Here is a 26,595-nt window from a genome sequence, read left to right on the forward strand (position 1 = left end):
GGTCACCCGGTCTGGTCTGACCAGCGCCTGATCGACGATGCTGTCCTGCTGTGGGATTCGTCGACCGATTCCGGGTGACCCCGTTCCTGCATGTCACTAGCAGGGTCGTCGTGACCTGATAGCAGCCTGGTCCCCCGGGTCGCTGTCATCGCCAGGCCCGAGCGGGTCCGCGACGGAACGGGCGGCTACGCCAACGGCCTTCCGTTATTGGAGGGGTTTGAGCGGGCGGGCATCGGTCAGGATGGCCGACGTCGTGGTTCGCGCAGCTGTCGCCGTAGGTCGACGGCCTGCCGGGAGTCGATCGCCATGATGGCGGCGGTGAAGGTGGCCAGGATGGTCAGCACCCAGAGCGGGGGCAGGCGGATGGTGGTCGGCGTGAGGGCCGCGATGAGCAGGATCCCGAAGATCCGGACTCGGCGTATGTCGTGCCGGATGCGCCACCAGAATGCCTGGTTGGCCAGGAGATAGAGGACGGCTCCGGTGAAGAGGGCCAGGTGCGCGAGCCGGAGGTGCGCACCGGGTGGGTGGCTGATCGCGCCGAGGAACTCGTGCAGGCCGAAGGCGAGCAGTATCAGCCCGGCGATCATGGGCAGGTGCAGGTAGGTGTAGGCGTCCCGGGCCAGCGTCGCGCGCTGCCGGCCGGGCAGGGCCTGCACGGTCCGGTGCCCGACGACGGCATCGGTGTCGAAGTACGCCCACCACAGGCTGGACAACAGGACCATGCTGACCGCGATGGCGGCGATGACCGGCCAGGAGATCGGGCGACCGAATACGGCCACGCCGATCGATATTATCGCCTCGCCCAGCGCGATGAGGATGATGAGTTCGTATCGATCGGTCCAGTGCCGCGCGGAACCGATCTGCCAGAACCTCGACCCGACGAGGTAGGCGCCGGCGAAGTCGATGACGATGGCCGCGATCCAGAGGGCGGCTGCGAGCTGCCCGGTGTGGGACCCGTGCGGTCGCGAGACGGCCACCGCGGCGAGCAGCAGCAGGATCAGCGCCGTCACCGTCGTGACGCTGACCCGCCACAGCTGTGCGCGTAGCGCCGCGCCAGCGACCCGACGGAGCGCGGCCAGGTGCAGCACTCGCAGTGCGACATAGCAGAGCACAACGATCATGGGACCGGGTAGGCCGCCCGGCACACGGTCGAACGTCTGCGGGGTGGCAATGCCGATCGTCAGGGTCAGCGCCACGATCAGCAGGACACTCAGCCGGGCGAGGATGGACTCGCTGCGCAGGGCGTTGCCGAGCCCTGCGTAGACGCACCAGGCAGCCCACAGCAGAGTGAGCACCGCTAGCCCCTGGACAACCCCAAGCACGGAGGGGTGCCGGGCCATCAGCACGCTGACCTGGATGAACGTGTACACGACCACCAGGTCGAGGAACAGTTCCTTCGGCGTGACGCCGGGGCCGACGGCGCGGGCCGCTACCGGCGCGACCATGTCGTGCAGTGCGCGGTGCCGCCGGCGGAACACGGAGAGGTCGACCAGCGCCATGCTCACGAGCACGGCGGCCAGCAGCCCCACCACAGCCACCGCCGGCAGTTGGACCGCAATCGGCAGCAGGGCGATGATCAGGACGATTCCCAGCAGCGGGCTGCGACCGAGCAGGCTGATGGTGCGGCGTTCCAGGGCCGTCAGGCCGAGCAGGTAGAGGAGAGCGCCCCCGTAGAGAACGAACACGCTCAGCCGGTCCCACCGGTGCGCGGTCGCGGGCTCGACCGAACTCAACGCGCGTTTGAGGCCAAGCGCGAGCAGGACCAGCCCGACGATCATGGGGGCGTGCAGCAGGCTGTACGCGTCCCGGCCCAGTGCCGATCTCCTGCCTGCCGGGCCTTGCTCCAACGCCTGTTCGGCGGCGGGCCCGGCGATGTCGAAGTAGCGCCACCACAGCACGGCCACGATGACGAGGCTCAGCGCCGAGCCGATGAGGACGGCCTTGGTGATCGGTGGACCGCCGTTCAGGCCCCGGCTGGTGCCGATCGAGATGATCGTCTCACCGAGGGCGATGAGCACGATCAGTCGGTGCCGCTCGGTCCAGTGCGGCACCGACACGATCCGCAGGGCACCCACCCCGATCGCCCGGACGCCGATGAAGTCGATCACCGCGGCGATGAGGAAGAAAGCCAGCCGGACCGCCTCACCGTTCACCCCCGCCGGCAGGTGACGCGGCAGCAGGGCGCCGCACAGCAGCAGCGCCACACTGCCGCACAACGGCAGCCACATCCCCAGCGTCAGCCGCCACGTACCCAGCGTGCCCCAGGCCGTGTAGGTCAGGATCAGCGCCGCCACCAGCCGAGCCAGCACGAAGGCGACCACGAAGATCAGTGGCCCGAAGAGCGCCCCCGGTCGATCGACGAAGGCCACCGGCGTCGCGATACCGGTCAGCAGGATGGTCGCGGCCACCCCGAACATGATCGGCCGGATGATTCCCCACCGGAGCCGGACGACGTTGCCGACCAGGGTGTACGAGGTCCACGCCCGCCACAGCAGCAGGACCACCACCACACCCTGCAGCAGGCCCTCGATCTGGAACTTCTCCGCCATCAGGTCCGTCACGCTCAGGAAGGCGGAAACGAACACCAGGTCGAGAAACAGTTCCAGCCGGGTCACCCCGAAGCCCGCGGCCTTGAGCTCGAACCGCCCGAGAAATCGGGTGGACGACCGCCTCGGATCCCGTCCCCGACCGCTCCCGATCACGTATCCACTCTGTCAGGGACGTCACGGCCAGACGGCGAGTTCGTGAGCTTGAGGTGGCGATGGGGCCGATCCGCGGACCGACGAAGCGACCGGTCGTCCCTGACCACCCTCGGCCGCGAGCCGCAGGCGTTTCGGCGGTGCGGCTTGCGGAAAGAGTGGCGGGCATGAAGTGGGCCAGCCGCGCCGTACCCGTCATCTCCGCCGCCGTCGCCGCGCTCGCCGCCCGCGACCTGCTGCAGCGCGACCACGCGCTGCTGCGCAACTTCCCAGTGATCGGGCGGGCGCGGCGACCTGGGTGACGCCGAATTATCGGTGGATCTGGCCTGACGCGCCGGGGCGGCGACGTCGAGCCACCTACTGTGGTCCGTCAGTTCCGCGACCCGCTCGCCGCGTAGTCATGTACGGTCAGCGGGACAACTGGCGCAGGATGGTCGCGTCGGTGATCTTGTCGTCGGAGGCGAGCAGCATCGCCTTCGACAGGATGATCGACAACATCGGGTCGTCGTCGAACGGCAGCCACGCCGTCTCTGACTTACCTCGCTCAGGCACGATGCACAGATAGGCGTCGTTGGGCTCCATGAGGATGTTGCCGGAGCCGAGGTGGATCTTGTAGGCAGTTCGGGTGCCACTTACCCGGAGATACCGTTCCCGCAGCTCGCATTGTGCCGAGATCTTCAGCTTCGGAAGGATCCGCGCCAGAACGTCGCGTCGGACCTCCGCCGAGGCGGTCAGCACGCCGAAGCTGGCCGACGACCAGTACGGGTAGAAGGGGTCCTCGCCGCGGTCAGCCCACGCGTCGTCGGTGGCGACCGAGGTGACCCCGACGAACAGGTCGACGTCGCGCATGGCCTCGCTGAACACCCGCGCCGGCACCTCGGCCAGCGGCGCGGCGTCCCATCGCGCGCCGTCCCGCCGAGCGAAGCGCACCTGGTCGGTCGCGCAGAACCGCACGTCGTAGTGCGGCGGCTCGATGTCGCCGGCCAGGCCGTGGAAGAACGACGCTCGCCACGTGCCGCCGCCGAAGAGCTTCGTCGCCTCGCTCTGGCCACCGCCGCCCCAGGTACCGAGGTAGCTTGCCTGCCATCCCCGGGTACGCATCAACGCGTTGGCCTGCCGGTAGCGCAGGATGTGCGCGGCGAAGCGGTTCGAGTACGTTCGGGCCTGCTCCTCGGCCGGCGTCATCAGGTAGACCTCGCGGAACGCCTGTTTGAACGGCTGACGCAGGCCGGACTCGGTGACATGGTCCCGCCAGGCGGCGATTTCGGTCGCGTGGGCGAGCGCCGGGTGCCAGAGCCGAATCTGACACTCACCGTCCAGGCCTGCCAGCGTCCAGGTGCCGTTGCCGTACTTGGGTAGTCCGGCGGTCCACGTCTCGCCGTCGGTCGACGCCTGCCAGATGAGCCGACGGCCGACGACCGCGCTGACCGGGTGTTCCAGGTAGCGGGTGACCCAGTCCGCGTAGGACCAGACCCGGTCCTCGGACAACAGCGACTCGATCCGGGTCCGCTCTGCAACGAGCGTCTTGCCGATGTGCTTGACCAGGGCTCGCGCCTCGGCCACCGTCGGCGCCTCCCTGATCGCCGTCGGCATACCCTTGAGCGGCTTGCCGTCGCGCTCGATGCGCAGCCGCGCCTTGTCCTCGCCGACCTCAACGATGGCCGTGTAGCCGTCGAGGTCCCAGGTCCGGCGTCCGTCTGAGTCCAGGCCGTGGTCGTCAACGGCCAACTCCAACGCCTCGCCGGGCTGCCAGCCGCGCAATGCCCCGAGCCGTTCCAGGGCCGCTTCGGTCCGCGCCAGCAGCGCCTTGTTCTTGACGCCGATCGAGAGTCGGGCCAACACTCGGACGGGGACGTCGCCGCTGCGGCGGGCGAGGATTTCCACCGCTGCAGCGGCGGTACGCGGCGCGTAGGGGAATCCCGCCGAGCGCGGGTCGGCCGAACCCGCGGCCAGCGCCACCTGCCCGATCAGCGCGGTCGCCTCGTCCGACGGGTCGCGGTCCAGCACACAGGTCAGCCCGCGCAACAGCACGTCGGTGTCGTCGTGGACGTAGCGACCGAACGTGGTGAAACGGTCAAGAATCGCGCGCACCGCGTCCCCGGTTGCTGCGAGCAACGGCTCAGCGGCGCGGGACCACGTCGCGGGCGGCACAGGCTTGCGCAGCGAGGCGCTGTGCAGGAGCACCTCGTTGACGCCCGGCGCGGCGAGGATGCCGGCGAGCGCGGCCTTCATCGCCGGACCGAACGCGTCCCCCGCATGCAGCAGATGCGCCGGGACGCCACTGCCCGTCGTCCGGTCGATCGCCGTGCCGACGAGCCGGATCAACTCCTGCCGGATGGTGACCGGGATCCGGCTCCTGTTGAGCCCGTCCATGAACGCTTGCAGCCCCGGCACGAGACCGTCGAGCTGCCCGGGGTCCAAGGCCTCCGCGATGATCGCGGGAAGTCGCTGCGCCGAACCGTCGTTCAGGCCACATTCGTCAGCCAGCAGGCGCAGGCTCCACACAAGGTCTTCGCATGACCAGCGAACGCCGTGGCGGGAGAGGAGCGTCACCGCCAGAGCCGCGACGGCGGACGGCGGCCCGTCGCTGTACACCGCATCGGAGTGGATCCGTAACGCCGCCCGCCGGCGCTGGTCGTCGGACCAGGATTTCACCTCGTCGAGGGCCACGTCATGATCGTCGAAGTAGTCCGAGCGCGCCGCGGTCGTCGCGGTCGCGGCCAGATCGCCGGCTTCGGCAACCGTCCGCGCGTAGTCCGCGCTCGCCGCCTCGGTCAGGGACGGCAGGAAGGCTGTCCAGGCCGCCATGGTCACCCGCCAACCAGTGGGACGAGCCGGATGAACGAGACCGTGCGGTCGCAGCACAGGTCGATCATCTCGTCGAGATCGTCGATCTGGCGGTCACCCACGAGCATCACGAACCCGTTGCGCTCAAACGCGGCACAGGCGGCGTTGGCCTGGACCTCCCAGTCGAGGCGGCGACCTTCACGCACCACGAAACCGTCCAGTGTCTCCCTCGAGTCGGCCGGCCGCACGAGTCCCCGGAACACCTCTGTGGACGCCGCGTTGAACCGGGCGACCTCCTCGCGGACGCGCAGCCGCAGCAGCTCCCGCGCGCTGATCTCATCCGGCACGTCCGGCAGGACCCACGACTCGATCGCCTTGCCCGACATGGATTCGTCACGCACCGTCATCTTGGCCACGCCTCGCCCCTTCCCCAGGCTCGCCACGCGTATCCCCCGATCAGCCCCCATGCACCGGTCCGCGGTGAAGGCACTATGGCGGATACCTACGACATTCGCGTGGCCTGGGGCCAGCCTGCAAAGGCCGAGAGCCCAGCACCTCAGTCCGCCGCGACATCGGTCCTGCGCAAAGTCGGCAAGGAGCCGCTGGCAGCGCGACCGGATCTGGCCGATGTGCGGGCACCAGTGCCGCCGGATCAGGCTCGTAGTTGAAGCCGATAAGCCAGGGGGCAGCGATACCTCGGGCACGGTCGAAGGGCAACCATCCTCGCCGGATGGTTGCCCTTCGACAGGCGTTCGGCTCCCCGAATATCTACCGAGGCGGGAAGAACGACGCTCAGCAGGTCACGGCGCAACCTGGAGGCCTTGGCGCCAGGTGGGGTGTGTCGGGTGCCAGCCCAGTTCGCGCTTGGCCTTGGCGTTCGATGCGCCGCGTAGTTCGGTCATGAGCACGACGCCGGCCTGTCCGGCGGCCAGCCGTCCGATGAACCGCGGCACGCGCATCGGTTTCTTGGCACCCAGCATCGCTGCCAGTTCCGGCAGCCATTCGGCGACCGGGGCGGGGTCGTCATCGACGATGTTGTAGATGCCGCGGCCGCCGCTCTCCACCGCTACGACCGTGGCCTCGGCGGCGTCGGCGATGTGGACGAACGACCACACCCCGCCGCCGTCGCCGACGACCGGGAACTTGCGTTTGCGGATCATCTCGAGCTGCTCGGATCCTGGCGCCATGGAGGTGCCGGGCCCGTAGAACGCGCCGTAGCGCAGCACGATCCCTTCGGTCCAGGCGGCGCCCAGCACGGCCTTCTCCAAGTGTTCGATCGCGGCGATCATCGGGGCCATCTGGCCGACCGGTGCGCGATCCAGGGGGTCTTGTTCGTTCTTGACCGACCCGCCGGTCCGCGTGTAGGTAAACGCGCCGTTGCTCTGGGCGACGAACCGTCGTACACCTGTGGCGCGTGCGGCCGCGAGCAGGTTGTCGGTGCCCTCGATCCGCAGCCGGTCGGTGGCGGCGAAGCTGCGTTCGAAATGGCGGGTGTCGACGTGCCCGATGGCGGTCAGCTGGTTAACGATCACCTCCGGGGCCGCCTGGCGCACGGCCGCCTCGACCTGGGCGCGATCCAGCGCATCGGCGATGACCGGTACGGCGCCCAGCTGCGATGCCCTGGCCTTGTTGGATTCGCTGCGGATCATGGCGAACACCTCGTGTCCGGCATCGACCAGACGCGGCACCAGTTCCTTGCCCATCGCTCCGGTAGCTCCTGCCACCAGCACTCTCATCGTCGGCTCCCTTGCCCTCCGGTTCGGATATGTCACTTGAACCGGATGCCCCGCCGATTCCTGACAGGAAGGCGACGTGAAGCAGCTCACATCACGAGCAGGGGTTCCCCATGGTCAGCCGCTGCCCATTGCTCGGTCGCGCGTTCGAGCTTGTCGGGGTTTGCCTGGGTACGGCAGGCAGTGATGCCCTCGGCGGTGACCTCCAGGCACATGATGGCGACGACCCGGCCTTCCACGACGGCCACAACGGCGGGTTCGCCGTTGGCGGTCCCGGCGTATATCTCGGGCGAGCCGCCGACGACGGCGCGCTTGGCCTCGCCGGGTTTGAACAGGCCCCACACGAACTTCGCGACCGCGACGGCTCCCTCGAACGCCTTGGTGCGTGCCGGAACCTTCCCTCCGCCGTCGCCGATGGAGATGGCGTCCTTGGTGAGCAGGCGTACGAGCTCATCGGTCTGGCCACTGGTGGCGGCCGCGAGGAACTCCTCGACGATCCGCTGGGCGGCGGCCTGGTCGATTTCGCTGCGGGCTTTGCCGTACGCGACATGCTTCTTGGCACGGTGAAAGATCTGCTGGCTGGCGGCCTCGGTGATGCCGATGATCTCGGCGATCTCCCGGTGCGGGTAGTCGAAGGCCTCCCGCAGCACGTACACGGCCCGCTCGTTGGGGGTCAGGCGCTCCATGAGGGTGAGGACCGCGTACGAGACCGATTCGCGCTGCTCAGCGGTGTCGGCCGGGCCGAGCATCGGGTCCCCCGCGAGCAGCGGCTCGGGGAGCCATCGGCCCACGTAGGTCTCGCGGCGCGCCCGCGCGGAGGTGAGCTGGTTGAGACACAGGTTGGTGAGTACCTTCGTCAGCCAAGCCTCGGGGATCTCGACGCGGTCCACGTCGGCGGCCTGCCAGCGCAAGAAAGTCTCCTGCACAACGTCCTCTGCATCGTCCGCGGAGCCGAGGAGACGGTATGCGATGGCCTCCAGACGGGGCCTCGACAGCTCGAATCGGTCGACGTCATCCACCGTCAAAGGCATGACCTGATCATATTTCCCGCAACGCCTTGGATGTATCCGCGTAAGCACACCTTGTCGGCACCGGCTACTGCCGTGCGGCACCCTTCTCGACCTGGTCCAAAAGCATGATCGCGCCCCTGAGTTGCCAGCGAAGCTCGGCGATCGACAGTGGGCCGGCCACGACGACGACCACAGCGAGGAGCCACCACCATGGGTTCTCCACGATGGCGAAGGCCGCGGCTACCAGGGCGAGGATTCCGCACAGTACGGGCAGCAGGACGATGCCGATTCGCTGTCGGACGCGTTGCCGCGCCAGCGTTACGGCGGCCGCCTGAACTCGAGGGTTGTCCGAGCGTTGTCCGCGGTAGGCCGCGCGGACTGCGGACACCCGTTCGTCGGCCGTTAGCGGTGGCCCGGCGACCGGATTGAGCGCCTTCTCGGCCCGAGCCATCGCCAGCGTCATGACGGAAGCGAAGATGACGCCGCCGACAAGGCTACCCGCCAGGGCCGGACCGATCCCGTAACCGAGGATGACACCGCCCGTGAGCGTCATAAAGGCGGTCCACAAGATGCCGATGAGGACACCGCGCTGCCACACCGGCCACCGAATGATCTTGCACCTCACCCGACCGAGGATAGATGACCATCTGTCCCCTGGCATCCGCACATCTATGCCGCGTAGCGCTCGTCACGCAAGGTAACCAGCTCACGTTGCACGCGTCCGGACGTGTCGATGAGCGCGGGTGAGCCGCAGGTTTCAGGTTGCAGTAGACGCTGGCTTCAGGCGCTTGCGCTCGACAACGCTTGTTGCTGTCACCACACTCAGAGGCGGCACGTCCTTCGCGACAACGGCGCCCGCGCCGACGACCGAGCCCCGACCGATTGTCACTCCCGGGGTGACCGTGGCTGCGGCGCCGATCCACACATCATCCTCGATGACGATGGGCGCGTGCGTGATGAAGTCGTACCGTTCGACGAGCTCGACGGGGTGTCCGGCCGTGCTCAGAGTCACTCGGGGACCGATCAGGACGCGGTCACCGATGGTGATGCCCCCGTAGTCGAGGAAGAAGCATCCCTGATTGATGAACACGCGCTCTCCGAACGATGCTCCAAGCCCGTAGTCGCAATAGAACGGGGGCAGGATCGACAGCGAGTCAGGGATGGGTCCACCGAAGATGTCGGTGAGCACGGTCCTGCGCGTGTCGAGGTCGTCAAACGGCAGCACGTTGAGTCGCGAGGTCAGGTTCATAACGAGCTGCACGCGCTCCGCGAAGGCTCGGGACTCGGGCGTCCGTGTTCGTAGGCGTTGCTCGTTGCGCATGAGACGATCTTGGCACGGCGAGTCAGAGACTGCGTGACGACCCACCGGCAGGATTGCGTCACCCCGTGATCGTGCGGTCCTCATCGAACGCCGGATCTGCCGCGTAGCGCTCGTCACGGACGAGGTGACCTGCCTGGACTGCGGCAACCTCAAGGTAACCAGCTCACGGGTGCACGCATCCGGACGTGGCTCCGCTGGGCAGCCGATGAGAGAGCCGACCTAGCCTGGCCGGGCTGCGGTCGTGACACCAGTAGATAAGAAGCCGATGGGCGGACGTTGTGCTTCGGTTCGTCAGGAGATGGGTTTGGCGCTACCCCCGAACGTCGCGCGGTAGTCCCGCGGGCGGTGCCCGGCCAGGCGGGTGAAGACAGCGCTGAACGTCCCGGGGTCGCGATAGCCGACATCGGCGGCGATGCTGGCGACTGTCCGCTCAGTGGTCTCGAGCAGGTGTTTCGCCCTGCGCACCCGTTGCGCCTGCAGGTATCCGAGCGGGGTCTGGCCGGTCTCGCCGCGAAACCGCCGCAGGAGGGTTCGTGTGCTGACGCCGAACGTCGCGGAGAGCAGCCCGAGGTCGTAGCGCTCGCGCACGTTCTGGTCCAGCCAGCGTTTGACGCCTTGCGAGAACTGGCTGCCGGTGGCTGGCAACAGCTCCGCGTCGACGTACGGAGCCTGGCTCGGCCGAGCGTCGTCGACGAGCGCGACACGCGCGGTGGCGCGGGCGACGCGGCTGCCGTTGTGCTCGCGGATGAGGCCGAGGGCGAAGTCGTACATCGCGCTGAACGCGCCTGTCGTGGTCACCCCGCTGTCGGTGACCACGAGTTTCTCCGGTCTGACGTCGGTGCCAGGGCAACGGTCTGCCAGCCGGTCGGCGAACAGCCACGAGGTCGTCGACTCTCGCCCGTCAAGCAGGCCGGCGTCGGCCAGCAGGAACGCGCCGACACAGATCGACACCAGCGCGACTCCCGATTGTGAGCTGGACCTGATGGTTTCAATCTCCGGCCCGAGCGACGTGAGCGTCGCGTCCAGGTCGAGTCCGGGGCACAGCTCGAACCCGGGTACGACGAGGACATCGACCTGCCGCACCGGCACGACTGTGATCGCCACGCCGCCGGAGGCGACCACGCGCCGCCGCGGCGACAGGATCGACACGTCGTACAGCGGATCCCTGTTCACGTTGGCCGCGGCGATGTGCGAGGCGATCGTGAGGAGGTCGGGAACCCCGAAGACCTCCGACGCGAAGCATCCTGGATACGCGAGCACACCGACACGAAGCGGGGCCACCATGGTGGCGAGATTACCCTGACATGTGGCGATCTCGCCCCTGGCCGGACCAGACACTACCGCCCGACGATACGGCTATGGCGATCACTGAACCGCAAGCGGACGACGCTCTCGCGGACTTCTCGACGCGGCTTATCGACACCGAAGGCGTCAGCAAGACCGTCTACGTCGGCGGGTCCGGGCCGGCAGTCGTGCTGATGCCGGAGATGCCCGGCATCAGCCCGGACGTCGTCCGCCTGGCGCGCTGGATTCGAGACGCGGGATTCACGGTCTACCTTCCGTCGCTGTTCGGCATCGACGGCGCCTTCCCCAGCACCGCCGACGGGGAGAAGGTCATCCGCCGTGCCTGCGTCAGCGCCGAGTTCCGCGCGTTCGCCGGTGGCGGCACAAGCCCGATCACGGCCTGGCTTCGGGGGTTGGCCAGGACGGCGCTGGCCGAATGCGGCGGGCCCGGCGTGGGAGCGATCGGGCTGTGCTTCACCGGCAACTTCGCGCTCACCATGACACTCGAACCGGCCGTCATCGCGCCTGTGGTCAACCATCCCTCGCTGCCACTGGACGACCCCGCCGGACTGGAGATCAGCGACGAGGACGCCGCGATGGTGCGCGAGCGCATCGAGCGTGATGGGCTGACGGTGCTCGCCTACCGTTTCGACAACGACCGGTGGTGCACCGGCCAACGGTTCGCCGCCTACCAGTCGCTCCTGGGCGACGCGTTCGACGGACGCGTCATCCCGGGCGAGACGGCCAACCCCGAGCCACCCCCGTTCTTCCGTGATGTCGTCGGCTGCCCCCACAGCGTCGTCACAGCCCATCTCGTCGACCAGCAGGGACACCCCACACTGCGCGCCAGAGACGAGATCCTGGCCTTCCTTGCCGAACGGCTCGGCCACGACGATCCGAGGGGGCATGAGACGCATTGACGTACTCTCATGGTTGAGACGCTTTCGGACGGCCACGTCCTGATAGCAGGCGGGCACCCGGTCGAGCTTGGCGGTGGCGGGCGGCAACGCCGTTGTCACGCGCCTCCCATGCGAGGCCGCAGGGAGTGTCTGCCGATCGGGTGCCGCTCTTCTATAGGACCCAGAAAGGGCCGCTGAGGCCGACGCGCCGCATGTAGTCCGCTGCCTGGCTGGGGTGAAGCTACTGCCGCCTGCCGCCGGCATAGCGCACACGGCGCCGGCATCGGCCAACCGGCTCGCCGAGGCGACGGCGGCTGATCTAGGTTAGCGGCGTAGGCGCCACGCCGGTCATAGCCGCCGGGACGCTGCAGCGCCACCGCCGCCGCGTCGGAAAATCGCACGACAATGGTCGTGAGGTTCCGGAGAATCCCCGGTGATGTTCGCCGCCGTCCTCCGCCGAGCGCGCCCCCCGTCGCCTCTCGCCGGTCAGCTCGCTGCCCAGTCACTCCTCTTCGCCCTCGGCGAGGGCACCTTCATGACCGGCTCGGCGGTGTTCTTCACCAAGATCGTCGGGCTGTCCGCCGCTCAGGTTGGTCTCGGCCTGACCTGCGCCGGCATCGCCGCCTTCCTGGCCGCACTGCCGATGGGCAAGCTGGTCGACCGGTTCGGGCCGAAGAAGATGTGGGCCGTCAGCGCCACCGGGCAGGCGGCGATGTTCGCGGTGTGGCCGCTCATCACCGACTTCAAGGGCTACGTCGCCATGGCCGTCGGCATGGAGGTCATCGGCGCCCTCGGCAACGCGGCGCACGGCGCGTACACGATCGACGCACTGCCGCCGGACGAGCGAGTGAAGTCACGGGCCTACATGTACTCCGCGCTCAACGTCGGCTTCACCCTCGGCTCCCTGATCGGTGGCATCGCGCTGGCGTTCCACTCCAACGACGTCCTCCACGCGCTGCCCTGGTTCACCGCTGTGGTCTTCCTGGTAAACGCCGCCGCAATCAGCCGGCTGCCGCGGGCCTCGCACGACGACCGCACCCCCCAGGACCGCAAGGCGAAGATCGCCGGGCCCGGACCGCTGCGAAACCCCGGCTGGCTCCTCACGACGTTCTTCAGCGGGGTCTTCTGGACCAATCAGGTGCTGCTCAACATCGTGATTCCGCTGTGGCTGGTGGAGCAGACCGACGCCCCGCGGGTGCTGCTGGCCTTCCTGTTCGCAACCAACACGGTGATGTGCATCTTCCTGCCGATGGTGGCGGCCCGCGGAGTCGAGGACGTGCCGACCGCGCTGAAGGCGGTTCGGGTGTCGTCCACCTTCTTCGTGCTCTCCTGTCTGATCACGCTGGCGACCCACGACACCGTCGGGTGGGTCACGATCGCGCTGGTCTGGCTGGGTCACGTCACCGTGACCGGGGCTGAGCTCTACCTCTCGGCCGCCAGCTGGTCCTTCGAGGCCGAGCTGATGGACCCACGTCAGCGCGGCGCCTACCAGGGCGCCGCCGAGCTGAGCAGCACCCTGGGCCGGGTATGGGCGCCGGCGGTGTACACCTTCCTCGCGATGAACTGGGGCGCCGTCGGCTGGCTGGTGATCGCCGGCATCATCGTGGCGGCCACCATCGGCGTGCACCCGTCGACCCGGCTGGCGCGGCGATTCCTCGAACAGCACGTACCTGCCGAGGTGTTAGCCGACGCCCGTGCCTCCAGCCGCGAACCCGAGGAGGCCGTCACCGCCGGGCCGCCCTCGCTCATCAACACCGACGAGCCGCTGCCCGAGCCCACCGGTCGCCTGATCCGCTGAGCCACGCCCGGTCAGTTTCCGGCGCCCAGGGCAGCGAGTCGGCGTCGGCCGTTCGCCCCTGTAAGACCATTGCGGGTGGTCGAGTCCCGTCAGAGGGCGGGCCTAGCATGTACGGCGCAACCGACAAGGCTGTAAGAGGTGTACCGCGCTGAGCCGGGAGCCGGGCACACCGCACCACTCAGATACCGGCGTCCACCCCACCCCGTGGAGGTGATCGACATGCCAGACAGGCGTTACAGCGTGTCTCAATAGTCGGTTGGTCATGAGACACCGCCCTTCTCGGGCGTCCTTGCCGTCACGGGTATTCGTGGCGGTGGGGTTCCTCCGTCGTTGAGGCTGGTTTCACCGGCGCGTGAGCGCTGGCCAGAGCCATCCTCTCGGGAGGCGTTGGTGACCGGGCCTCGTGCTTCGGGGTCCCGGGTCTGGGCGTGGTGTTGCTCGGCCCAGACGGCGAGGTTGACCGCCGCGTTGATGTCCCGGTCCGCGGTATGCCCGCACTCGTGGCAGCCGAAGATGCGCATCGAGAGGGGTAGGGCGGGGCCGATGGTGCGGCAAGCGCTGCACGTCCTGGTGGACGGATACCACCGTGGCGCCAGGGCAACTTGCCCGCCGCGCCAGCGTTGTTTGTAGCCGATGATGCGGGCCAAGTCCGCCCAACCCGCATCGGAGATGGCGGCGGCCAAACGCCGGTTACGCAGCAGACCGGCGGTGTGCAGGTCTTCCAGAGCCAGCCGGTCGTGGGTCTTGACCAGCCGGTTGGCGACCTTGTGCAGAAAGTGGCGACGCACATTCGCCACACGCAGGTGGGCCCGGCCCAGCCGGGCCACAGCCTCAGCCCGATTCCGTGAGCCTCGCTGTCGACGACTGACCTGGCGGGACAGACGCCGTAGCCTCGGCAGGGCGATCCGCAGCGGCCGTGGCGCATCATCAACGCGTAGTACCTGCCGGCCGGTGGTGTCCGCGGCCACGACGAGGGCGGCCAGGCCGCGGTCGACGCCTACCCAACCACCGCCGTCGGCGTCGGGCCGGGGCGGGTGCTGGCGGGCGGGGTGCAGGTCCGCCGCCTCCACCGTCACCGTGATGGTCCATCGGCCGGCCCGGCAGGAGACGGTGGCATACCGGATGTGGGCTCGGCCGGTGCGGATCATCCGCCGCAGGCGGCGGGTGTCCTCCCGTACCCGCAGGATCCCGATCTTCGGCAGACAGACACTCCGAGATCCCGCCAACGGATCCCCTACCCGGATGCTCGCCCGACCCGCCCTCGTTATGCAGCGGACCCGGAACGACGCACGAGAGCGGCCCTTGCGTTTGAACGTCGGAAACCCCACCCGACGGCCCCGCCGCTTCCCCCGCCGAGAGTCGACCCAGGCGCTCAGGCCACGGCCCAGGTCCACGGCGGCTTCCTCACACACCTGCTGACACACCTGCGCCCGCCACGACAACCCCGTCGCGACCACCTCGGTCGAGCCGGACGGGTCGACCACGAACCGGCGACCCGCCTGCGCCGAGGTCTTCCACGAGTTGAACGCGTTGATCAGGTCGAAACCCGACCACGGCACCACCACCGACTCGTCACGACGTCGCGCATCCAGGGCCTCCTTCACCAAAGCCAGACACTGGTTGAACGCGAACCGAGACGCCCCCGCATGACGCGCCAACACCACCACCAGCGACGGCGACGGGTCAACCGTGAACCGGAACGCAGTAAACCTCCCCACAACCCCACAGCATGCCCACCACCTACGACACTTCCCAAACACGGCCATCGTCCCGCCCACGGCGCACGGTGCGCGGGCGGCCGGAAGGCGGTCGTCACATGGCCCGTACCGACGTTCACCGACCTGAGCGAGTGCAGCAGCGAGATCCGCAGTTGCGTCGCTGGTTCACCGATATCCACCAACACGGCTCCGGCCCCTGCGACCTCGACGAGTTCCTCGCCTCGCCCGCTTGGAACCGCACTCGCTGCTGCCGGCAGCCGTCGGCTCAAGCTCCGAACCTTTGCGGCTGTCAGTTCTGCACCTTCCAGTCGCACCGCAGGCTCGCCCGTCGGCAGGAGCGTGTCGCCTGGCGTTCGATCCGTCGGCAGCTACTCGCCGAGCACCGCGGCGGCGAACACGACCTCGACGTGCCCCCCATCCGGGGAAGGCTTGGTAGCAGAGGTGTGCTGGCAAGCGGCGACCAGCACACGCCGTCTGCCGCCATCGGCGCAACTACAGGTACCTGCAGCGCGCCGGCGTCGCCTTGCCGATTGGCGGGCTGTGCACCCCACCGGCGCGGGCTTCGGCACCGGAAGCTCTGACCGCGGGATCAGCCGCTGAGGGAAGCGGGGTGGGGGCAGCGGGGTGCACTGAACGGCGGTCAACTGCACACGATGGCAGTGAACAGCGCTCAACCGCACCCGCACCCGCCTGCGGCTGAACGCTTTCGCAGGTCAGAGTCGGTCCGGAGGCGCTCGGCGGCCATGTCGACCACCTCATCGTCGCCGCAGTCGCCGCCGCCCTGGCGAACCGGGCGGGGTGGTGGCGGGACGTGCCGTACGTGGGGTGGACGCCCGCCTCGCCGCTGCCGTGGCTGCCGGCCGGTTACGAGGTCGGGGTGGCCGCTTCTGCCTATCTCGCCTCAACGGGGGGCGCGACAGAGGTACCGGGTCAGGCGCAGCACCGTGCGGCGGCATGCTCGAAGTGCCCGATCAGCGACAGCAGCTCGGCGTGATCGCTCGCCTGGCCGTGCACGACGGCGAGCATGTTCTGAGTGCCCTCGTCCCAGTTCACCCGCTGGCCGACCTCGGCGCGGACGTCCACCCAGTCGACACCGGGCAGGTTCGTCAACTCGTCGAGGGCGGCCAGCGAGACGACCTCGCGGCTGCCCGGCGCGGGCGCGACGAAACGCTGGTACACGACCCCGTCGACGACGGGCGGGGCGATGGTCACCGGATCGCCCAGTGCCACCTGGAGCACGACCCGGATCATGTCGATCCCGCTCGCCCGGCGCAGCAGCCCGCTCAGGTAACCGGCCAGCCGCCCGTTGACCTCGATGACCCGCGGTCCGTCCGCGGTGAGCTTGATCTCGGTGTGGCACACCCCGTCCCGTACGCCGAGCGCCTGCAGTGCCGCGCGTTCCAGCCGCACGACGTCCGCAGCGAGGGCGTCGCCTAAGGTGTGCGGAAGAACGTCACCGGTCTCCCGGAAGGGCTCCGCGAGCGGGTGCTTGCCGGTCACGCAGATCGTCCGCACCGCGCCGTCGCGCAGCACCGACTCCACCGAGACGAAGTCGCCCCAGCCGGCGCCGGCGGCGTGCGGATCGCCGACGAGGAACTCCTCCAGCACGAACGGCGTGCCCGCATCGACCGGCGTGTCACGCCAGGTGGAGCGGCACTGCTCGGCGGAGCCGACCAGCCGGGTGTGCGCGCTCGCGGCACCGTGGCGCGGTTTGAGCACGGCGGGGAAGCCCACCTCGACGGCCGCCTCGTCGATGTCGGACTCCTCGACGATCAGGGCGACACGCGTCGACTCGACGCCCGCCTCCGCCAGGCGCCGCCGTTGCCCGAGCTTGTCGGTGAGCAGCGCCGCCGTCGCGGGTGTGTGCCCGACCCAGCCCGCCCGATGCGCGAGCTCGGCGACCAGCCGCTGCGAGAATTCGCTGAAAGTCGCGACACCGGCGGCACCGACGTGCGACACCCGCCCCCAGACGTCCTCCGAGCCGAGCCCGGTGATGTCGACGACGTCAGCCAGTTCGCGCATGGCCTCGTACTGGTCGGCGACGTGGGGCCGGGCACGGTCGGCAAGGAAGACGACCCGACACAGGCCCCGCGCCGCGGCGGCGATGCCGAACGCGGTGGCGGCGCCCAGGTCGTAGGCCACCAGGAGCACCCGCGATTCCCGATCCGGCATTGCGACGACCTTCCTCTTCCCGTGGGTCGGCTCCCCAGGGCGACCCGGCGTCTGCCGGATCACGTGCCGCGTACCCCGGTCGTCCCGTCCGACGTGCCGCTGTTCGTCGCGACCAGCCGGCGGTCGGCGAGTGCCTGCAGGCGATCCTTGTCCCGCAGGACCACCGCGCTCGCCTCGGCGTCCGGCAACTCGGCGTCGAGGTTGCGGATCGGACGATAGGCGAAGCCCACGGCGGCGAGCAGCAGGGTGCACAGCCCCGCGATGACGACGGTCACCGCGATGTCCCGGCCCGGGCCGATCCCGACGACCGTGCCGAGCACACCGGCCACCGAGCCGTGCACGGCCAGCGGCCCGGCGACCCGGTCGACCAGCGGCGCCGCGGAAAGGAACCCGGCCGGCACCATCAGCCAGGCCAACATGATCCCGGTGGACATGACCCGTCCCTGCAACTCCAGGCCGACCTTGGTTTGCACGATGGCCAGCCAGTGGGTGTTGACGAGCGCGGTCGCCAGCCCCATCCCGAACAGCCCGATCGCCGGGAACACCGGGCTCGGCCGCAGGCCCACGGTGATCAGCGAGACACCCAGGATCAGCACGCTGGCGAGGATGCCCACCGCCCGCCGTTCCAGTCCGCCCCACACGCTCATGACAATGCTGCCCACCAGTAGTCCGAGGCCGCTGGCCCCGAGCACCACGCCGAGCACCGACGGGTCGCCGAAGGCGAGCGTCAGCGGCGTGGCCAGCACCTCGACCATGGCGAAGAAGTAGTTCAACAGCGTGGTGAGCAGGATCATGGCGAGCAGGCTGTGCCGGCGCAGGATGAACCGGAACCCGCCGACGACCTCCCGTCCGAATGACTCCTCACGCCGTTTGAACATCAGGTCGGGGAACCGCACCGAGAGGGTGATGGTCACCGCGACCGCGAAGGTCAACAGGTCGAGGAGGATGATGCCGCGCAGCCCGATCGCGCTCACCAGCGCGCCGCCGAGCAGCGGGGCCAGTAGGGTGCTGGAGGCCCCGCCCAGCGACACCACGCCGTTGGCCCGGCCGTAGTACCGCTTCGGCACCAGTTGCGTGACGGCGGCCAGGTAGGCGGGTTGCTGGAAGGCGCTGGCGACCGCGGTGACGGTGATCGCCACGAGGATGTGCCACAGCTGTAGCCGGTCCAGCCACAACGCCAGTGCCAGTCCCAGGGTGCCAGTGGCGGCCAGCGTGTCGGCGAAGACCATGATCAGACGACGGTTCCACCGGTCGGCCACGGCGCCTGCTATCGGGGAGAGCGCCACGGCGGGCAGCAGCGCCAACACTGCGGCGGTGGCGAACAGCGAGATCGATCCGGTCCGTTCGAAGACCCACAGGCCCATCCCGAAGCTGGTCAGTCCACTGCCGATCAGGGACACGAGCTGACCGAAGGCGACCCGGTAGAACACGCTCAGGCTGCTCTGGGCCGGCCGGGCCGGCGGTGCGCCCTCGGGCGCCGCCACCGCTGGCACCCCCGCGGGCAGGTCGGCCGGCGGGGTCCCGGTCTCGGCGGCCGCGGGCTGGGCGCCGGCCGCGGCGAACGGGCCGCGTTCGGCGACGGCCACGATGATCTTCGCGAGCTCGTCGGCCTGGTGCTTGGCGAAGTAGTGCCCGGCCCCCTCGATGACCTCCAACGACACGGAGTCGGCGAAGAACTCCCATTCGAGGTACCGCTCCTCGAACAGCTCGGTGGAACGGTCGCCGCTGCCGATCACACAGACGAGCGGCGCGCGCAGCTTGCCCGGCAACCCGTCGGCGTAGGCGTCGGTGTAGTAGTCCTCCCCGATCGCCCAGTCGGACAGGGCCACCCGCATGATGAATTCCTTTTCGCGCCGGTCGAGGACGTCGGTGAAGAAACCCAGGGCGCGCAGGTTCTCCAGGGCCGTGCGCTTGGAGGTCCACCGCTGCGCGGGGAACAGCCGGTGCCACCAGCCGGCCAACCGACCGGGCAGCCGGGGCGTCGGGAAGTGGGCGCCGATGACGACCCGCACGAGATCGACGCCGGCCGCCTCCAGCTGGCGGCCCAGTTCGACGGTGATGGCGCCGCCCATGCAGTGCCCGTACACGACGACGGGGCCGGTGACGTGCTCGACCACCTCCGCCACGCACCGCGTGACGATCTCGTCCATGGACAGCTGCCGCTCGTCCGCCCGGTTCAGGTCGTGGCCGGGTCGTTCCAGGGCGTACAGCGCCACGTTGCCGGGCATGGCGCCGGCGAGCGGTCGGAAGGTCGCCGCGCCGCCGCCGGCGAACGGTACGCCGATCACGGTCAGCGTGGCTGGTCGACCGGACCGCGCCGGGGTCAGTTCGTGCAGCAGCCGATCGTCCGGTCCGTCCGAATTCTCGACGTGCTCGCTCAGCGCGCGGATGTTGGGATGGCGGAACAGGTCCAGCACGCTGATCGGGGTGTCGAGGCCGCGCAACGCGTTGATGGCCTTGAAGGAGTCGCCGCCGAGGTCGAAGAAGTCGTCGTCGATGCCGACGGTCTCGTAGCCCAGCACCTGCGCCCAGCGGGCCACCAACGCGTGCTGCAGCGGGGTCTGCGGCGCGGCCCCACCCACCTCGGCACCGCCGCGCTGCCACGCCGGCAGCGCCTTGCGGTCCACCTTCCGGTTGTCGGTCAGCGGCAGGGCGTCCAGGACGACGAACGCCACCGGAACCATGTAGTCCGGCAGGTACGTCCGCAGGTGGGCCCGCCACTGCGCGGTGCCGGCCTCGTCGGCGTCCGGCCGCAGGGCCAGGTACGCCACAATGGCCGGCTCGCCGCCGTCCTCGCGTACGACGACGGCGCACTCCCGTACGCTCGGGTGCCGCTGCAGCACTGCCTCGATCTCACCCAACTCGATGCGGTACCCGTGCACCTTCACCTGCGAGTCGTTGCGGCCGAGGAACTCGATCCTGCCGTCGTGCCGGTAGCGGCACAGGTCACCGGTGCGGTAGAGCCGCCCGTCGGGGCGGAAGGGGTCCGGCACGAAGCGCTCGGCGGTGAGCTCGGGCCTGCCGAGGTAGTCGCGGGCCAGCCCGATGCCGCCCAGGTGCAGCTCGCCCAGCACGCCGACCGGTACCGGGCTCATCGCCGCGTCGAGGAGGTACGCCTGGGTGTTGGCGATCGGCCGTCCGATCGTCACCACCTCCGCGCCGGGCTCGACACGCTCCGCCGTCGACCAGACCGTCGCCTCGGTCGGGCCGTACAGGTTCCACAGTTCGCCCACCCGAGCGGCCAGCTCACGCGCCAGCGACGCCGGCAGCGCCTCGCCGCCGCAGAGCGCCCGCAATCCGGGTTCGCCGGCCCAGCCGGAGCCGATCAGCAACCGCCAGGTCGCCGGGGTCGCCTGCATGACTGTGACGTTCTCCGCCTCAATCAGGTCGCTCAACCGGGCCGCGTCGTACGCCGCCTCCCGTGAGGCCAGCACCACGCGGGCGCCCACGACCAGCGGCAGGAACAATTCCAGGGTGGAGATGTCGAAGGCGTAGCTGGTGACGGCGAGCAGGGTGTCGTCGGCGTGAAGGCCCGGTTCGTCCCCCATCGCCGCGAGCAGGTTGACCAGGCTCGCCTGCTCGATGCGCACTCCCTTGGGTCGGCCGGTGGATCCCGAGGTGTAGATCACGTACGCCAGGTGCTTGAGCGTGGTCATCGGCTCCGGGTTGCCGTCCGGCAGCTCCCGCTCCGGCGCGTCGAGCCGCGGCCTGTCGCAACACAGCACCTCGCCGGCGAAGTCCGGGAACTGCCCCGCCAGACCTGCCTCGGTGACGAGCACGGTCGCCCCGCTGTCCGCCAGCACGAAGCGCTGCCGCTCGATCGGGTACGACGGATCCAGGGGCACGTACGCGCCGCCGGCCTTGAGTACACCCAGCAGCGCGACGAGCAGCCGGTCGGAGCGCTCCAGCGAGACGGCCACCGGCAGGTCCGGACCGACTCCCGCCGCCCGCAGCCGGTGGGCGAGCCGGTTGACCTGGGCGTTGAGCTGGGCATAGCTGAGCGTGGTGCCCTCGAAGGTGACGGCGGGCCGGTCCGGGGCCGCCGCGACCTGCCGTTCGAACAGATCGACGAGGGTGCGGTCCGGCGCCGGCCGGGCCGTGTCGTTCCACTCGACCACCTGCCGATGCCATTGTTGCGGGGTCAGCAGCGGCACCTCGGACAGCCGCAGCGAGGGGTCGGCCACCACCGCCGCGAGCAGCGTCTCCAGGTGCGTCATCAGCTGCTCGGCGGTCACCGCGTCGAACAGCGCGGTGTTGTACTCCAGCCGCAGCCGCAGCTCCTCGTGCACCTCGTATGCGTACAGCGCGAGGTCCTGCTGGGCGACCTCCGGTTCCACGTCGATCGGCGCCGCCCGCAGGCCGGCCATCCGCAGTTCCCCCCGGTCGGGGATGTTCAGCAGGTTGAACACCACCTGGAACAGCGGGTTGCGGCTGGTGTCCCGGGGCACCTTGAGCACGTCCACCACCCGCTCGAACGGCACCTCCTGGTGCTCGTACGCCTCGAGCGCGGTCTGCCGCACCCGGGCGAGCAGGTCGGTGAAGGTCCAGCCGTCGTCGACCGTGGTGCGCATCACCAGCATGTTGACGAAGAAGCCGACCATCGGTTCGAGTTCGGTGCGGAGCCGCCCCGCCACCGGCGTACCCACGGAGATGTCGCGCTGCCCGCTGTAGCGGAACAGCAGCGTCTGGAACGCCGCCAGCAGCGTCATGTACAGCGTCGCCCCGGACCGCTGGCCGAGCCGGCGCAGCGCGCCGGTCAGCGGCTCGCCCAGCACCCGGGCGACGACCGCGCCGGTGAACGTCTGCACCGGCGGGCGCGGCCGGTCGGTGGGCAGGTCGAGCGTGGTGGCCGCGCCGTCGAGCTGGCCTCGCCAGTAACGCAGCGCCTCCGCGGCGGTCGGGGAGGCCAGCCGGTCCCGCTGCCACCGCGCGAAGTCGTGGTACTGGACGGCCAGTTCGGGTAGGGGCGACGGCCGGCCCGCGAGGAAGGCGTCGTACAGCGCGGCCAGCTCGGTGTTGAGCACGCCGAGCGACCAGCCGTCGGTGACGTTGTGGTGCATGGTCATCGACAGGACGTGCCGGTCCGGGGCGAGTCGGAACAGCACCGGGCGGAACAGCGGACCGGACGCCAGGTCGAACGGCCGATGGATCTCGGCGAGCAGGGCCGCGTGCACCGGGTCGCGGCCGGCGGCCGGCGGGGTCGCCGGCAACTCGATGACAGGCAGCGCGATGGCGCGGGCCGGCAGCACCACCTGGACAGGGTCACCGTCGGGGCCGGTCGGGAAGATGGTCCGCAGCACCTCGTGCCGGCGGACGAGTTCGGACAGCGCGTCGCCCAGGACGCCCACGTCGAGGTCGCCGTCGAGCCGCAACGCGGTCCCCGTGGTGTAGACGACCTGGTCGTACACCCGGTCCAGGAACCACAGCCGGTGCTGGCCGGGAGACAACGGCGCGGGTCCGGCGTCCGGCGCGGCGCGCGGAATCGGCGCCGCCACCGGCGCGGCGGTCCGCGCGGCCGCACCCATGGCCTCGCTCAGGAAGCGGGAAAGCGACGCCACGGTGGGATGACGGAACAGGTCGCCCAGGCCGACCACGTCGCCGAGCCGCTCGCACAGCCGGGCGTGCACCGCGAGGAGCCGCAGCGAGTGACCGCCGAGGTCGAAGAAGTTGTCGTGGGCGTCCACGTGCGGCAGGCCGAGCACCTCCCGCCACGTGTCGACGACCACCCGTTCGACGTCGTCGCGGGCCGGGTCGACCGCCGTGTGGGAACTGCCGGTGGATCCGGCGACGGCGGGGTCCTCGGTCGATCGGCTCGGGGCCAACGCCTCGACGGGCAGGGCCGCCGCGTCGAGCTTGCCGTTACCGGTCACGGGCAGCGCGTCGAGGAAGACGATCGCGGCGGGAATCATGTAGGGCGGTAGCTCCGCCCGTAGCCCCTCGCGGAGGGGTTCGCCGTGCCGCTGGCCGGCGTCGAGCCCGGCCACGTAGCCCACCAGCCGCCGGTCCTGCGGGGTGTCCCCGCGCGCCACCACCGCCACCTCGGCCCCGGGCAGCCGCCGGCGGATCGCCGCCTCGACCTCGCCGCACTCCACCCGGAAGCCGCGGATCTTCACCTGGGAATCGGTGCGTCCCAGGTACTCCAGGTTGCCGTCCGGCAGGTACCGCACCAGGTCGCCCGTGCGGTACAGCCGGGCGTTCGGGACGGCGGAGAACGGGTGCGCGACGAAGCGCTCGGCCGTGAGGTCGGGCCGGTTGAGGTAGCCCCGGGCGAGGCCGGCGCCCCCGACGTGGAGCTCGCCGACCACGCCGACCGGGACCTGGTTGCCCCACCCGTCGAGGACGTACAACTCGGTGTTCGCGATGGGCCGGCCGATCGGGATCGAGCCGCCGGTCGGCGTGGCCGGCCCGACCTCGTACGCGGCGCAGCCGACCACCGCCTCGGTCGGCCCGTACTCATTGACCAGGCGGGTGTCCGGGGCGTGTTCCCGCCACGACGCGACCTGGTCGGCGCGCAGGTTCTCGCCGCCGATGACGAAGCACCGGGTCCGGCCGGCGGCCGCACCCGATCCGACCTGCCGGTTGACCATCTCCAACTGGGCAGGGGTGATCTTCACCAGTCCGAACGGGCTCGGCACGTCGCGCAGGACCTCGCCCAGCCCCTGCGGGCCGAGCCGTTCGCTGAGCATCCGCACCGTGGCGCCGGCGGCCAGCGGGACCAGCAGGCTGGTCACCGTCAGGTCGAACGCGATCGAGGAGTGCACCGGCACGACGTCACCGGGCCCGATCTGATACGTCCGCGCGGCCCAGGTCACGTAGTTGGTCACGCCGCCATGGGTGACCATGACGCCCTTGGGCTGCCCGGTCGACCCGGACGTGTAGATGACGTAGGCCAGGTCCTCCGGCCCGGGCGTGACTCCACCCCGCCCGACCGGCGCGCGCGCCCGTGGTTGACTCTCGGGCCGGGCGGCGGGCGTCTCGTCGAGCGTGACGTCGACCGGTGTCGCCGCCGTGTCGGGCAGCAGCGGCCGCAGCGCCGCGCAGGTGAGCACCACGGGCGCGGCGGTGTCGTCCAGGACGTGGCGTAGCCGCGCCGCGGGATTCGACGGATCCAGCGGCACGTACGCCGCGCCGGCCTTGAGGACGGCCAACACCGCCACGGTCAGCTCGGCCTGCCGGTCCAACAGGATCGCCACCAGGCAACCTGTGCCCACACCTCGGTCGCGCAGCACCCCGGCCAGCGCCTCGGCGTGCGCGTCCAAGTCGGCGTAGCTCAGGGTGCGCGCGCCGTCGACGACCGCCGGCGCGTGTGGGCTCGTTCCCGCCCGGTACGCGATGAGGGAGTGCACCGCCGGCATCGGCACGGCCGCAGCCGCCCCGGTGGCGTCCGCAGCGGTGGCGCCACGGCTCCAGACGCTCAGCTGGGCACGCTCGGCGGCGCTGAGCAGCGGCGCGCCGCCGACCGGGGCCGTCGGCTCGGCCAGCAGCGCGCCGAGCAGCGTGTCGAAGTGCCCGGCGAGCCGCTCGACGGCATCCTCGTCGAAGAGGTCCGTCCGATACTCAATGTCGGTGACGAACGCACCGCCGACCCCGCGCACCCCTAGGGTCAGGTCGAACTTCGCGGTACGCGGCGGCACCTCGATCGGGGTCGCGGTGACGTTGCCGAGGCGCGGCGGCGTCGACTCGTCGCCGTACAGGAACATCACCTGCACCAGAGGGCTGTGACCTGGCTCCCGGGCCGGCCGTACCGCCTCCACGACCTTCTCGAAGGGCAGGTCCTGATGGTCGTTGGCGGACAGGACGGCCGAGCGGACCCGACCGAGCAGGTCAACGAAGGACGGATTGTCCGCCAGGTTGCAGCGGATCGCGACGGTGTTGACGAACAAGCCGACCAGAGAGTGGGTCTCCGCGCGCTGGCGGTTCGCCACGGGCGTGGCGACCACGATGTCGCGTTGCCCGCTGTATCGGGACAGGAGCACCAGATAGGCGGCCAGCGTCACCATGTACGGCGTGACCCGCAACCGCTGGCACAGTTGACGCATCACGTCGTCCGGCAGGTCGAGCGGGAAGGAGCGGACGGCTCCGGCGACCGAGGGGTCCGCCGGGCGGGCCTTGCCGACGGGCAGCTCCAGGATGGGGGGCGCACCGGCCAGCCGATCCCGCCAGTACGCGAGTTGGGTCTCCGCCTGCGACCCTGTCAGCCACTCGTGCTGCCAGGCGGCATAGTCGGTGTAGGCGATCGAGGGCTCGGCGAGCACCGGTTCGCGGCCGGCCCGCCGGGCCGCGTACAGCTCGGCCAACTCCTCGTTGACGATCCGCAGCGACCACTCGTCGATCGCGGCGTGGTGGAACGTCAACAGCAGCACGTGCTCGTCCGGGGCGCAGCGCAGCAGGCTGGCCCGCAGCACCGGGTCGCGGGCCAGATCGATGGGGGTCTCCGCCTGCGCGGCGACGCGGGCCCGCACCTGTTCCTCCCGCCGCGCCGGGGGCACCCCGGTCAGATCGACGATGTGCAGCAGCCCCGGTTCGGCGTCACGCACGACCTGTACCGGCCGGTCGCCGTCGGCGCGCAGCGCGGTACGCAGCGGCGCGTGCCGGGCCACCACCGCGTCCAGCGCCCACACCAGCGCCGACTCGTCGAGCGGTCCCTGGATCCGGTACGCGACCGGCACCAGGTAGGTCGGCTCGTCGGGGGCCAGCCGGTTCAGGTACCACATCTGCCGCTGGGCGTACGACGTGACCGCCGTCCCGGTCGGGCCACCCGACGTGATCCGGTCCGAGGCGGTCCGGTCCCCCTGTGCGGCGCGCAGCGCCGCGAGCAGGGCCGCCTTCCGTGGGCTGAGCAGGTCGGTCATCCGGTCCGCTCCTGCGCCGCCCGGGCGTCGTCGTCGGAGTAGCCCAGCACGGTCAGGTACTGCTCGGCGGCCGCATCCACGGCCGACCCGTACTCGGCATGCAGAGCCCTGACGAAGTCGGCCAGCGTGGCGTGCTGAAACACCGCGTTCATCCGTACCGGCACGTCCAGGGCGGTGCGGAGAATGGCGGCCATCCGCGTCGCGGCCAGCGAATCCCCGCCGAGGGCGAAGAAGTCGTCCTCGCCGGTCACCTCGTCGCGGCGCAGCGCCGCACTCCAGGCGACCGTCACGACCTCGTACAGCGCGGTTTCAGACATTTCTG

Annotated in this window: 15 protein-coding genes; 3 read left to right on the plus strand and 12 right to left on the minus strand. The window is 70.1% G+C overall.

What is annotated here, in order from left to right; genetic code table 11:
• Positions 1–236: 236 nt before the first annotated feature.
• Positions 237–2,615, minus strand: a complete 2,379-nt coding sequence (locus ACZ6S5_RS27670) for a low temperature requirement protein A (RefSeq protein WP_466005019.1) — start codon at positions 2,613–2,615, stop codon at positions 237–239.
• A 251-nt stretch (positions 2,616–2,866) separates the two neighbouring features.
• Between ACZ6S5_RS27670 and ACZ6S5_RS27675 the strand changes: the two genes are divergently transcribed.
• The gene (locus ACZ6S5_RS27675; RefSeq protein ID WP_466005021.1) at positions 2,867–3,001 is read left to right on the plus strand and encodes a hypothetical protein; all 135 of its coding nucleotides are present in this window, start codon (positions 2,867–2,869) and stop codon (positions 2,999–3,001) included.
• 106 nt (positions 3,002–3,107) lie between these two features.
• Here the strand turns inward: ACZ6S5_RS27675 and ACZ6S5_RS27680 are convergent, their stop codons facing one another.
• The 7 genes from ACZ6S5_RS27680 to ACZ6S5_RS27710 all read right to left on the minus strand — a co-directional run bounded on the left by ACZ6S5_RS27680 (position 3,108) and on the right by ACZ6S5_RS27710 (position 10,834).
• Positions 3,108–5,507: a DUF4132 domain-containing protein gene (locus ACZ6S5_RS27680; RefSeq protein WP_466005062.1), complete on the minus strand. Its 2,400-nt coding sequence runs from the start codon at positions 5,505–5,507 to the stop codon at positions 3,108–3,110.
• A gap of 2 nt (positions 5,508–5,509) precedes the next feature.
• Positions 5,510–5,893: a hypothetical protein gene (locus tag ACZ6S5_RS27685; RefSeq protein ID WP_466005064.1), complete on the minus strand. Its 384-nt coding sequence runs from the start codon at positions 5,891–5,893 to the stop codon at positions 5,510–5,512.
• Positions 5,894–6,286: 393 nt separating this feature from the next.
• Positions 6,287–7,222 carry an NAD-dependent epimerase/dehydratase family protein gene (locus ACZ6S5_RS27690; RefSeq protein WP_466005023.1) on the minus strand — a complete coding sequence of 312 codons (936 nt, stop codon included), beginning with the start codon at positions 7,220–7,222 and terminating at the stop codon, positions 6,287–6,289.
• 86 nt (positions 7,223–7,308) lie between these two features.
• Positions 7,309–8,250, minus strand: a complete 942-nt coding sequence (locus ACZ6S5_RS27695; RefSeq protein WP_466005025.1) for an RNA polymerase sigma-70 factor — start codon at positions 8,248–8,250, stop codon at positions 7,309–7,311.
• 64 nt (positions 8,251–8,314) lie between these two features.
• Positions 8,315–8,854 (minus strand): hypothetical protein, encoded by a 540-nt coding sequence (locus tag ACZ6S5_RS27700; protein WP_466005027.1) that lies wholly within the window; start codon positions 8,852–8,854, stop codon positions 8,315–8,317.
• 132 nt (positions 8,855–8,986) lie between these two features.
• Positions 8,987–9,550, minus strand: a complete 564-nt coding sequence (locus tag ACZ6S5_RS27705; protein ID WP_466005029.1) for a sugar O-acetyltransferase — start codon at positions 9,548–9,550, stop codon at positions 8,987–8,989.
• 291 nt (positions 9,551–9,841) lie between these two features.
• Positions 9,842–10,834, minus strand: coding sequence for a GlxA family transcriptional regulator (locus ACZ6S5_RS27710; RefSeq protein ID WP_466005030.1), 993 nt, complete (start codon positions 10,832–10,834; stop codon positions 9,842–9,844).
• A gap of 74 nt (positions 10,835–10,908) precedes the next feature.
• Here ACZ6S5_RS27710 and ACZ6S5_RS27715 point away from each other — a divergent pair, with 74 nt between their 5' ends.
• Positions 10,909–11,754 carry a dienelactone hydrolase family protein gene (locus ACZ6S5_RS27715; protein WP_466005032.1) on the plus strand — a complete coding sequence of 282 codons (846 nt, stop codon included), beginning with the start codon at positions 10,909–10,911 and terminating at the stop codon, positions 11,752–11,754.
• A 415-nt stretch (positions 11,755–12,169) separates the two neighbouring features.
• Positions 12,170–13,531 carry an MFS transporter gene (locus ACZ6S5_RS27720; RefSeq protein WP_466005034.1) on the plus strand — a complete coding sequence of 454 codons (1,362 nt, stop codon included), beginning with the start codon at positions 12,170–12,172 and terminating at the stop codon, positions 13,529–13,531.
• Positions 13,532–13,791: 260 nt separating this feature from the next.
• Here ACZ6S5_RS27720 and ACZ6S5_RS27725 read toward each other — a convergent pair whose 3' ends face one another.
• The 4 genes from ACZ6S5_RS27725 to ACZ6S5_RS27740 all read right to left on the minus strand — a co-directional run bounded on the left by ACZ6S5_RS27725 (position 13,792) and on the right by ACZ6S5_RS27740 (position 26,590).
• Positions 13,792–15,297, minus strand: a complete 1,506-nt coding sequence (locus tag ACZ6S5_RS27725) for an RNA-guided endonuclease InsQ/TnpB family protein (RefSeq protein ID WP_466005035.1) — start codon at positions 15,295–15,297, stop codon at positions 13,792–13,794.
• 882 nt (positions 15,298–16,179) lie between these two features.
• The gene (locus ACZ6S5_RS27730) at positions 16,180–17,421 is read right to left on the minus strand and encodes an ATP-grasp domain-containing protein (RefSeq protein WP_466005037.1); all 1,242 of its coding nucleotides are present in this window, start codon (positions 17,419–17,421) and stop codon (positions 16,180–16,182) included.
• Between the two features lie 59 nt (positions 17,422–17,480).
• Positions 17,481–26,273, minus strand: a complete 8,793-nt coding sequence (locus ACZ6S5_RS27735; protein WP_466005039.1) for a non-ribosomal peptide synthetase/MFS transporter — start codon at positions 26,271–26,273, stop codon at positions 17,481–17,483.
• Positions 26,270–26,590 (minus strand): phosphopantetheine-binding protein, encoded by a 321-nt coding sequence (locus ACZ6S5_RS27740; protein WP_466005041.1) that lies wholly within the window; start codon positions 26,588–26,590, stop codon positions 26,270–26,272. The genes ACZ6S5_RS27735 and ACZ6S5_RS27740 overlap by 4 nt, the downstream gene beginning before the upstream one ends.
• Between the last annotated feature and the right edge of the window lie 5 nt (positions 26,591–26,595).

The organism is Micromonospora sp. NPDC051924 (assembly GCF_055586005.1).